The 11,600-nt window shown below is 26.9% G+C and carries 10 protein-coding genes; 9 read left to right on the top strand and 1 reads right to left on the bottom strand.

What is annotated here, in order from left to right:
• Positions 1–43: 43 nt before the first annotated feature.
• The gene (locus tag ACTG44_RS15320; RefSeq protein WP_479917325.1) at positions 44–1,306 is read left to right on the top strand and encodes an MFS transporter; all 1,263 of its coding nucleotides are present in this window, start codon (positions 44–46) and stop codon (positions 1,304–1,306) included.
• A 104-nt stretch (positions 1,307–1,410) separates the two neighbouring features.
• On the opposite strand, the gene ACTG44_RS15315 is transcribed toward ACTG44_RS15320, so the two are convergent.
• Complete coding sequence (locus ACTG44_RS15315; RefSeq protein WP_021385671.1) at positions 1,411–1,881, bottom strand: DUF4358 domain-containing protein; 471 nt, start codon at positions 1,879–1,881, stop codon at positions 1,411–1,413.
• A gap of 138 nt (positions 1,882–2,019) precedes the next feature.
• Between ACTG44_RS15315 and ACTG44_RS15310 the strand changes: the two genes are divergently transcribed.
• The 8 genes from ACTG44_RS15310 (at position 2,020) to ptsP (ending at position 11,538) form a co-directional block, all read left to right on the top strand.
• Positions 2,020–2,664, top strand: coding sequence for an undecaprenyl diphosphate synthase family protein (locus tag ACTG44_RS15310; RefSeq protein WP_021385732.1), 645 nt, complete (start codon positions 2,020–2,022; stop codon positions 2,662–2,664).
• Between the two features lie 146 nt (positions 2,665–2,810).
• On the top strand, positions 2,811–3,629 hold the full coding sequence (locus ACTG44_RS15305; protein WP_479917324.1) for an N-acetylmuramoyl-L-alanine amidase family protein: 819 nt from the start codon (positions 2,811–2,813) through the stop codon (positions 3,627–3,629).
• A 322-nt stretch (positions 3,630–3,951) separates the two neighbouring features.
• Positions 3,952–5,505: a putative bifunctional diguanylate cyclase/phosphodiesterase gene (locus ACTG44_RS15300; protein ID WP_021385700.1), complete on the top strand. Its 1,554-nt coding sequence runs from the start codon at positions 3,952–3,954 to the stop codon at positions 5,503–5,505.
• Complete coding sequence (locus tag ACTG44_RS15295) at positions 5,502–5,900, top strand: RrF2 family transcriptional regulator (RefSeq protein WP_021385699.1); 399 nt, start codon at positions 5,502–5,504, stop codon at positions 5,898–5,900. The genes ACTG44_RS15300 and ACTG44_RS15295 overlap by 4 nt, the downstream gene beginning before the upstream one ends.
• Before the next feature lie 39 nt (positions 5,901–5,939).
• Complete coding sequence (locus ACTG44_RS15290; RefSeq protein WP_479920772.1) at positions 5,940–7,673, top strand: N-6 DNA methylase family protein; 1,734 nt, start codon at positions 5,940–5,942, stop codon at positions 7,671–7,673.
• A 230-nt stretch (positions 7,674–7,903) separates the two neighbouring features.
• On the top strand, positions 7,904–9,115 hold the full coding sequence (locus tag ACTG44_RS15285; RefSeq protein WP_021385709.1) for a patatin-like phospholipase family protein: 1,212 nt from the start codon (positions 7,904–7,906) through the stop codon (positions 9,113–9,115).
• A 191-nt stretch (positions 9,116–9,306) separates the two neighbouring features.
• Complete coding sequence (locus ACTG44_RS15280) at positions 9,307–9,567, top strand: HPr family phosphocarrier protein (RefSeq protein WP_021385729.1); 261 nt, start codon at positions 9,307–9,309, stop codon at positions 9,565–9,567.
• A gap of 258 nt (positions 9,568–9,825) precedes the next feature.
• Entirely contained in the window at positions 9,826–11,538 is a 1,713-nt protein-coding gene (ptsP, locus tag ACTG44_RS15275; RefSeq protein ID WP_021385718.1) for a phosphoenolpyruvate--protein phosphotransferase, read from the top strand.
• Positions 11,539–11,600 lie beyond the last annotated feature (62 nt).

Genomic DNA, 11,600 nt, shown 5'->3' with positions numbered 1-11,600 from the left:
ATAATAAAATAATCTTAAATTTACTAAAATTGGGGGGTAAAAAATGGAATCAAATAATATATCTAATTCACAAAAAGGATTTTTTAGAGGATGGTTAGTTGTATTTGCTGGCTTAATACTAATGATATCTGTTTATGGAATAGTAAATAATTGTGCAAGTTTATTTATAAAACCTGTAACAGAAGACTTAGGTTTTTCTAGGTCTGAGTTTTCTCTTTATTATACAGTGATTGCTTTATCTACTATGGTAATAGCACTTTTTATGGGGAAATTAGCAAAAAAATTTAAACTAAAAAATATAATGCTTGTGGGATGTGTATTAGCAGGAATAGGTTATATAGGATATTCATATGCAAATAGTATATATGTTTTTTATTTAATGAGTATATTTTCAGGTTTGGGGTTAGGTATGACAACTCTAACTCCTCTATCAATAATAATAAGTAATTGGTTTGTAGAAAAAAGAGGTCTGGCGTTAGGTCTAACTTTTATGGGAAGTGGAGTAGGTGGTATGATATTTAATCCTATAGCTAACTATATAATATTAAACTACAGTTGGAGACAATCATATTTAGTATTGGGAATAATAATCTTAGTTACAACTATACCAGTAGTTTTGATATTTATGTCTGAAAAACCAAGTGATAAAGGTTTACTTCCATATGGATATAGTAATTCTTCTGAAAACGTTTTAGATAATTCTGCAAAAGGAATCATGCTTGGAGATGCTGTAAAAACTAAAATATTTTGGATTATGGTTGTAGGGTTAATTTTGATTACAATAATAGCTATGGGAGTACAAATGCATATTGCATCTTATTTGACTGATATAGGGTATTCTCCAACTTTTGCAGCAAGTGTTATATCTATAAACATGGGAGTAGTTATATTAGGTAAAATACTTCTAGGTTACGTATTTGATAAAGTTGGATGTGAAAAAGGTGTTATATTTGTTGGATTGCAGGTATTTTTAGGGGTATTGGCTCTATTATTTGCTAGTAAGTATCCAGCTATAATAGTATTTATTATATGTTGGGGAATTGGAAACTGTATGGGAACTATTGTACCTGCTCTTATCACATCAGAGATATTTGGTAAAAGAGATTATTCAACAATAGTTGGTGTAGTAAATGCAGTGGTTTTATTGGGGGCGGCTTTAGGGTCAGCTGTTACAGGAAAATTATATGATATGTCTGGAGGATATACATTAGCATGGATGACATACTTGGTATTGACTGTAATTATGGTCGGATTGATATTAATAAGTCTAGTTTTAGGAAAAAAGAAAAAGCTAAAAGAGATTTAAATTATACTAATTAAGTAAATAAAAAATATCAATGTAATTTTTAATAAAATAAATTTATTTATATAAAAATTACATTGATATTTAATAAACATCAATAATGATATTTATTTTTTTATTATACTCAGTATTTTGTTTTCTATTTGAGAGGCATTTTCAGCAGAAATTAGATAAACATATCTGCCTGCTTTCTCAACTATAGTATTATTTGCTATTTCAGAATTGCTTTTTTCTCCATGTCCTTCTCCAAAAGGTGCTTGTATCATGTCTTTTTTATAATTTTCTAGAGTTTTATAAATTTTATCTACATCGTCAGTTTTTATGACGATAATATCTTCTAGAGATAATTTTTCAGAAGAATTAATTACAAAACCTTGAATGATGTCTTCTTCCACATCATTGAAATAGTTAAATTCCTTTGCATCAAAGACCTTTGATTCCTTTGTAAGTAAATCAGAAGATTTTAATGACCTTTCAATTTTCGATGTAGAAACGTTTTTGTAATCACCACTTGAAGAACAACTAACCATTCCAAATGATAAGATTATCGAAAAAAACAATATTAAAATTTTTTTCATGATAAACCTCCAAGTTTTTTAAACTCTATCTTAAATTAGTTTACTACATAATTATATAAAAATAAATGTATTTAATGTTACAGTTTTGATTAATAATGTAATATTTTGATAATAATACCTATTAAGAGGTGATTATAAATGAGAATACCAAAACATGTAGGAATTATCCCAGATGGAAATAGAAGATGGGCGAGCCAAAATGGTATGACAAAAGATAGAGGATATGAAAGTGGAATAAATCCTGGACTAGAATCTTATAGATTATGTAGAGATTTAGGTTGTGAAGAAGTAACTTTTTATGGATTTACAACTGATAATACAAGACGTCCATCAGTTCAGACAAAAGCTTTTACAAAAGCATGTATTGATGCTGCAAATATACTAATAGATGAAGGTGCGGCTTTATTAGTTGTTGGAAATACGAAATCTCCAATGTTTCCAGAAGAATTATTACCATATACTAATAGAATTCAAGCAAAGGAAGGCCAAATAAAAGCAAATCTATTGGTAAATTATGGATGGTATTGGGACTTAAATAATATATCAGGAGTAGAAAATGTAAATAAAAATAACATACAAGATTACATACAGTCATTTGATGTATCAAGATTAGATTTGATAATCAGATGGGGTGGAAGAAGGAGATTAAGCGGTTTTTTACCTGTGCAATCGATTTATGCAGACTTTTATGTTATAGATAACTATTGGCCAGATTTTAGAGGTGATGATATAAAAGATGCCTTTAGCTGGTATGACACACAAGATGTTACTTTAGGTGGATAATTAGAAAATTTTGAAGTTTTAGATTGTAGAATGTTTTAAATTATTGAAAAAAAACCTTCTTGGTGGTAAAATAACACTAATATTATGAAAAAATAACACTAATATTATAAAAAAATGTAAAAATCTATACCAAGAAGGGTGAAAAAATGTCAAAAAGCAATAATAACAATAATTCAAGAAACAAATCTAAAAATACCAGCCATCTGAATAGAAAAAAAAGAAAATTAAATAAGAAAAAATTAGTAGCGTTGGTTTGCTTTACGATGTTATTTTTATTTATTGCATTTAAAGTTACTCAAGGTGTAGTAGCTTTAGTAAAAGGGATGGATAAAAGCAATAAAAACAACCAACAACAAAACGTTGAGTCAGAGCAATTTGACCTTGGCACTGAGGAAGAAAATAAAAATAAAAAATACACTGTATTCATAGACCCAGGTCATGGAGGACATGATAACGGAACTGAAAGTAAGACTAGCAAAGAAAAAGACCTAACTTTACAGATTTCAAAAAAATTAGCAAATAAATTAGCCAAACAGAAGGATATTCAAGTCGTAGTATCTAGAACTGATGATACATATCTAACATTGATGGATAGAGTTAATTTAGCGAATAATAGTTCTGCTGATGTACTTGTTTCTATCCATTTAAATGCAGAGAAAAATGGACATACAGCAACAGGTATAGAAACCTGGTATAGGAATAAAGCTACAGATGGTTCAAAAGATCTTGCACAGTCAGTGCAAAGTACGATAGTATCCTATGTTAAAGTAAGGGATAGGGGTATAGTTGAAAATAATTTTGAAGTACTTAGAGAATCAAAGATGCCTGCCATATTAGTAGAGTGTGGATTTTTAACAACACCATCAGAAGAACAAAAAATAATAAATGCAAAATATCAAGACCAACTTACAGAAGGAATTGTTCAAGGTATACTTTCATACTTAGATTCTAAAGGTAAAAAATAAGGTAAATTCATTTTTGTGTAAGTATTTACTTAAGTATGAAACTATATAGATAGTATTAAATTTATTCTGTTATGTTGTATTAAAAAACACTATTTGAATTTAAAAACTATGAAATTAGAAATTATTTTACATATACCTAATCTCATAGTTTTTTTTGCCAATAAAGTTAATATTTATGAAATTTGGAAAAGTTAATTTAAGTATGACATAGTTATTTATATGTGATTTCAACATACATTGATTTACTATCAATTGTGCTTTATAATTAATATAGAAAAAGTTTGACTGTAAGATAATTTAAAAATAATATAGGGGAATTTATATGAATAAAAATAGTATGACAAAAATTTACAGTTTAAATAAAATAATTTTTATCATAATCGGAATTTTGGGAATAGTTTTACTTACAAGACATGTCGGGATAGATATAAAGGCTTTAATTTTACTTTTATTAATATTATTTACTATAAATGTATTTATTTCGTATCTTAAAATCAAGCTATATGAGGATAAAATTAATTTAGAGATGGTAAATAATTCAGATAAGATTATGAATATTACTAAGGATGAGAACTTTTTAAAACATATTCAAAATTATATTATCAGCAATAAGAAAGAGAACTGTGTTATGGCTTGTTTTGATTTATGTAGACTTAAACTTATAAATGATATATATGGTTATGAGCTAGGGGATGAAGTATTAGATAATATTTCAAGTAATCTAAAAAGTTATTTTGGTGAAGAGGCTATTTATGGAAAGTTAAAAAGCGACGTTTTTATATTAATAATAAAGCTTGAAGATAGAGAACAAAAGATTCCTTATTTGGTAAATCTCATTAGGAATAAAATTGTGACATTAAGTCAGATTGATAGTTTTAAAATGAATATAAATGTTGAAGCATCAATTGGAATTTATAGATTTAATGATGATAAAATTGATATAAAAAAAGCTATGGATAATGCAGATATGGCGAGGGTTAAGTCAAAAGGACTAAAGCATATAGAATATGTAGAATTTGATTCTGCAATGGAAGAAGAAATACAATCACTTATGAAAATAGAGCAAGATTTATTCTTAGCTATAAAGAATAAGGAATTTGTAATCCATTATCAACCTAAAGTTGATTCGAGTACAGGTAAAATTATAGGTTCAGAGGCATTAATAAGATGGATACATCCATCTTTAGGTATGGTTGGACCAAATAAGTTTATCCCTATAGCTGAAAGAAGTGGTTTGATAAATAATATTGGTAGATGGCTAATTCAAGAAGTATTTGTTACTATTGATAATTGGATTTCAGAAGGTATAAATGTCTTACCAGTTTCAATAAATCTTTCCAGAGTAGAACTATATAAAAATGATTTAGTAGATTTTTTTAAATCAATGTTTAATACATATAATGTGCCTAAAGAACTCATAGAAATAGAAGTTACAGAAACAACAGCACTAAGAGATGTAAAATTTATAAGTGAGAGGCTTTATGAGATTAAATCTTTAGGTATAGACATATCATTAGATGATTTTGGAGTAGGCAACTCAAATTTTATCAATCTTAAGGGGATACCACTAGATGTTATAAAAATTGATAGGTCACTTATAATGGATATAGTTACAAATACAAAGACAAAGTTTATGGTAAAAGCAATTGTTAATCTTTCACAAGATTTAAACTTAACTGTTATATGTGAGGGTGTGGAAGATATGGAGCAGGTTAAAGTTTTAAACGAAATGGGATGTAATTTAATACAGGGTTACATATTTTTTAAGCCTTTAGATGAGAGTAGCTACAAAAGAATTCTTACTGACATAAATTATGTAAATTTAGGAAATACTCTCTTAGATAAATACATGGCAGTTGAGGAGGCGGAAGAATGATTTCAGAAGATGTAGATTATTCAATAAGAATTATAAGAGCTATATTTAATAATGGGGAAGATAATCCAATAGATGTTAAAACGATATTAAAAAGCGAAGAGATACCAATACTAACACTGTATAAGCTTCTTAGAAAACTTTGTGCAAATAATGTGCTTACTTTTAATAAAGAAGATGGCAAGAAATACATGTTAAATGTATCATTGGATACAATAAGTCTAAGGACTATTGTAGAAGTAATTGATGGAAAAATATATATAAATAAATGTACGAGATATGTATCTAATTGCAGTAATTGCTTAAAAGGTTGCAAAGTAAATCGTGAGTTACTAGAAATAGAAAAAGAAATCTATAAACTTTTATCAAGAAAATCTATAAGACAAATACTAGAATAATAAATTTTCAGCTATGATAATAATTGGAGGTTTTCAGCTATGGATGATATATCTCAAGATAATTTTCTACTATCTAAAGAGTATGAGAATAGTTTAGATGTAGATACTAAAAAAGCAAGTGGAATATACTATACGCCTAAAATCATTGTCGATTATATTGTAAAAAAAACTTTAAAAAATCACGATATAATTAAAAATCCATATCCACGGATACTCGATATTTCTTGTGGGTGCGGAAATTTTCTTTTGGAAGTATACGATATTTTATATGACTTATTTGAGGAAAATATCTATGAATTAAAAGAGAAATATGATGAAAATTATTGGACTGTTAATAATATACATAGTCATATATTAAATTACTGTATATATGGTGCTGATATTGATGAGAAAGCTATAAATATATTAAGAGACAGCTTAATAAACAAAAAGGCAGTAAATGACTTAGAGGAATCTGATATAAAGATTAATCTATTTTGTTGTGATAGCCTAAAAAAGAACTGGCGATATAAGTTTGATTACATAATTGGTAATCCACCATATATTGGTCATAAAAAACTTGAAAAGAAATATAAAAAATTTCTTCTAGAAAAATACAGTGAAGTTTATAAAGATAAAGCTGACTTGTATTTTTGTTTTTATAAAAAGATTATAGATATCTTGAAACAAGGAGGAACTGGTAGCGTTATAACTCCAAGATATTTTTTAGAAAGTTTATCTGGTAAAGATTTAAGAGAATATATTAAATCAAATGTCAGTGTTAAAGAAATAGTAGATTTTTTAGGTGCAAATATATTTAAAAATATAGGGGTATCTAGTTGTATACTTACTTTCGATAAGAAAAAATCAAAAGACAAAGCTATAGATGTATTTAAAATAAAAAATGAAGATATATGCATAAATAAATTTGAAACGCTAGAAGAACTTTTAAATAGTAATAACTTTAATTATTTTAATATAAATCAAAGTTTATTATCTGATGAATGGATACTTGTAAATAAGGATGATGAAGCTTTTTATAATAAGATACAAGAAAAATGCAACTATAGTCTGGAAGATGTAGCAATAAGTTTTCAAGGAATAATCACAGGCTGTGATAAAGCATTTATTTTGAGTAAAGATGATGTAAAATTGAACCTTGTGGATAATAAATTTTTAAAATATTGGATAAAAAGTAAAAATATAAATAAATATATAGTAGATAAAAGTGATTATAGGTTAATATACTCAAATGATATAGATGATGAAGAAAAAAATAAGAAGATACTTGATGAGATTATAGGAATATATAAATCAAAACTAGAAAACAGAAGAGAATGTAAAAGTGGAATAAGGAAATGGTATGAACTTCAATGGGGCAGAGAAAAGCTTTTCTTTGAAAGAAAAAAGATAATGTATCCTTATAAATCCAAAGAAAATAGATTTGCCATAGACTATGATAATAATTTTTCAAGTGCAGACGTATATTCTTTTTTCATAAAAGAAGAGTATTTAGATAAATTCTCATATGAATATCTAGTTGGAATTTTAAATTCCAGTATTTATGATAAATACTTTAAAATAACTGCTAAAAAAATGAGTAAAAATATATATGATTACTATCCTAATAAGGTTATGAAGATAAGAATTTTTAGAGATAATAATTATGAAGAGATAGAGAGTTTATCAAGGCAAATAATATCAATTTTATTAAATAAATCTATAGATAAAGAAAAGGTAGAAAGATTGCAGATAAAAATGGATAACTTAATAATTGATTCTTTAGGTATATAAGTATCCATAAATATGAAAAAAATTGAAATGTTAATTATTTATCTAAATTTTGAATAAAAAGTTAACCATATAAAAAAATATTAAAGATATATACTTTTCAATGTTTTTTTGATAAAATAAAAATAAATTTGTGCAATTTTATTTTTCTCCAATAACTAAAAATAGTTTTTTGAATTAATATTTGCTGAGAAATAGAAATCAGAAATGTTTTTAATATAGTAGGTGATAATATGAAAGGATTAGTTTTAGAAGGTGGAGGAACAAAAGGAGCCTATCAAATAGGTGCATATAAGGCTTTAAGAGAGCTTGGGATAGAGTTTCAAGGAGTAACTGGCACATCAATTGGTGCTTTAAATGGAGCATATATAATTCAAAATGATATTGAAGTAATGGAAGATATTTGGTTAAACTACGATTATACTCACTTTATGAATATTGATAAAGATACCTATGAGAAATTTAAAAATGTAGATTTCACTACTAAAAATATCAATGCACTTATTGAACTTATAAATAAGGCTAGAAAAAATGAAGGTATAGATATAAGCCCTATGAGACAACTAATGGAAACTACATTAAATGAAGATATAATAAGAAAATCAAAAAAAGACTTTGGACTTGTTACAGTATGGTGGGATAAAAAGATTAATCCACACCCATTGTATATTGAAGATATGCCACAAGGGAGATTGATTGATTATTTAATTGCTAGTTCTAGTTTGCCTATTTTTCAATCAAATATGATGGATGATAAGTTATATCTTGATGGAATGTTTTGTGACAATATGCCAATAGGACTTTTAGAAGACAAAGGGTATGAAGATGTTGTTGTGATTAGATTGATTGATGATTTTCTTGGAAAGATGAATCTAAATAAACATCAGAATATAAATATAAAAACTATAATACCATCAGAGTATCTGGGAGGTTCTCTTAATAAAGATAGAGACAATGTAGAAAAAAATATTAGATTGGGTTACTTGGATACTATGAAAGCATATGAAAGATGCAATGGGATTAAGTATTATTTTGATGTAGAATATAAATATAATGAAGAATATTGTTTTGACAAGTTTAGAAGTATGAGTAATGAAACTGTACAGTGTATTTGTAATTTATTAAACATAAAAAGAGATGCTTCACTTAGAACTATTATGGAAAGTGTAATACCAAAGCTTGGTGAAGTGCTTGGATTACCAAAGAATTTTTCATATAAAGATTTATTTTACTGTATATATGAAAAAAAACTTGAAGAAAATAGCATAAATAGAATAAAATTATATGATTTTAACAAAGTTTTAGATGTTGTAAATACAAATATTGATTCTAATAAAAATTTAGCTTCTAATTTTGAAATTAGACCTAAAATTAGTATTAAAAAGAACAAAAATACAAAATTATTGACAAATTGTATTATAAAAGACTTAAAAAATCAAAGTTAAATAAAAAACAAAAAAAAATTTGTAATTATACTCGAAAAAAGTGTATATTAGTAGTATAATATTTTTGTAGCACTAGTGGGAACAAAAAATGACCATAGGACAAAAAAGTACCACTAAGTACCATTAAAGTAAAAAATAGGAAAACAATTTTAAAAAATATAAAATGTAAAGTCTATAGGAGGATTAAAAAAATGGAAAAAATAGTTAGTATCAAAAATGCAAGTGGATTACATGCTAGACCAGCAGGAATGTTTGTTAAGAAGGCAGCTGAATTCAAATCAACAGTAGAGGTTGTAGCAAAAGACAAAACTGTAAATGCAAAATCAATAATGGGAATAATGAGTTTAGGTTTAGCTCAAGGAGAAGAATTAAAGTTAGTTGTAAATGGAGACGATGAAGAAGTAGCTTTAGCTGCAATGGTTGAATTAGTTGAAAGTGGATTTGGAGAGTAGATATAATAATTTTTTTAAGTTTAATATTTGTAATCTAATCATTACTTAGAATAAAAGTAACAGAGAAGCATTAAACATATACAGATTAACGTTTGTAGATATTTAATTTCTTTGTTACTTTCATGTTTATTTAATCAGAAGATTAAGACTATTGTTAATTGGGTATGAAAATACAAATATTTTAGAATATGAAATAAGATATTTTTAATCATAAATTTAGTATGAAAATACAGAAGATATTTTTTAGGAGGTAGGGTTATGGCTTACAAAGGAATAGGTGCTTCTCCTGGTGTTGCTTTAGGGAAAGCGTTAGTAGTTGAGCATAGTGAATTAGTAATTGAAAAAAAATCTATAGATAATGTTGAAGCGGAAATTGCTAAATTAGAAAATGCAGTTGCAGTTTCTAAAGAAGAATTAGTAAAAGTTAAGGAAAAGGCTTCTGAAGAATTAGGAGCAGAAGAGGCAGAAATATTTGAAGCACATTTATTAGTTTTAGAAGACCCAGAGTTAATTGGTTCTGCAATAGATAAAATTAAAACTGAAAATGTAAATGCAGAGTATGCTTTAAATGAAATAAAAGAGATGTTTGTTAGCATGTTCGAGTCTATGGATAATGAGTATATGAAAGAAAGAGCAGCGGACATAAAAGATGTTACAAATAGAATACTTAGACATATATTAGGAATTAAAGTTGTTGATTTATCTGCTTTAAGTGAAGAAGTAGTATTAATAGCACATGACTTAACTCCATCAGACACAGCAACTATGAATAAAAAAATGGTTTTAGGATTTTTAACTGATATAGGTGGAAGAACTTCTCATACGGCTATCATGTCTAGAACTTTAGAGATAGCTGCAATCGTTGGATTAAGTGATATAACTTCAAATGTTAAGGATGGAGATTTTGTAGTCTTCAATGGAGATACTGGAGAAGTAATCGTTAATCCAGATGAAGAGACTATAAATAAATATACTGAGTTAAAAGCTAAGTATGAAGAAGAGAGAAAAGCATTACAATTATTAAAGGGAAAAGCATCTGTAACTTTAGATGGTAAGCATGTAGAACTAGCTGGTAATATAGGAACTCCTAATGATATAGAAGGTCTAATAAAGAATGATGCAGAAGGTGTTGGTCTTTATAGAACAGAATTCTTATACATGGATAGAGATTCTTTCCCAACTGAAGAAATACAATATGAAGCTTACAAAGCTGTACTAGAAGGAATGGATGGGAAACCTATAGTTATAAGAACACTGGATATAGGTGGAGATAAAGAATTAAGTTATTTAAGTATGGAACCTGAAATGAATCCATTCTTAGGTTATAGAGCAATAAGACTTTGCTTAGATAGAAAAGATATATTTAAGACTCAATTAAGAGCTTTATATAGAGCAAGTGTTCATGGAAAACTAAGAATCATGTTCCCTATGATTTCATCTTTAGAAGAATTATTACAAGCTAAAGAAGTTGTAAAAGAAGTTTTAGCAGAACTTGATTCTGAGGGTGTAGCTTATGCTAAAGATGTAGAAATTGGTATGATGATAGAAGTACCATCTGCTGCTGTAATATCTGATGTATTAGCTAAACATGTAGATTTCTTCTCTATAGGAACTAATGACTTAATTCAATATACTTGTGCAGTTGATAGAATGAATCAAAAAATAAGCTATCTTTATAATCAATTTAATCCAGCTGTTTTAAGACTTATAAAAACAGTTATAGATAATGCACATAAAGAAGGTAAATGGGCAGGTATGTGTGGAGAATCTGCTGGAGACCAAAAAATGATACCAATACTTTTAGGTATGGGATTAGATGAGTTCTCTATGTCTCCAATATCAATACTTCCTGCTAGAAAGTTAATAACTTCAGTTAAAGAATCTGATATGAAAAAATTAGCTGATGAAGTACTTAATATGGGTACTGCTGAAGAAATAAAGAAATATATTGAAACTAGTTTTAATATGTAATTATTAAATTATATCTACATAAATACTTATTTAGGTAGATTATAGATAATGAAAATTATTTA

This window comes from Clostridioides sp. LIBA-2809, from assembly GCF_056688965.1.
The sequence above is the reverse complement of the archived record's forward strand: the minus strand, read 5'-3'. Positions and strand labels throughout refer to the sequence as shown.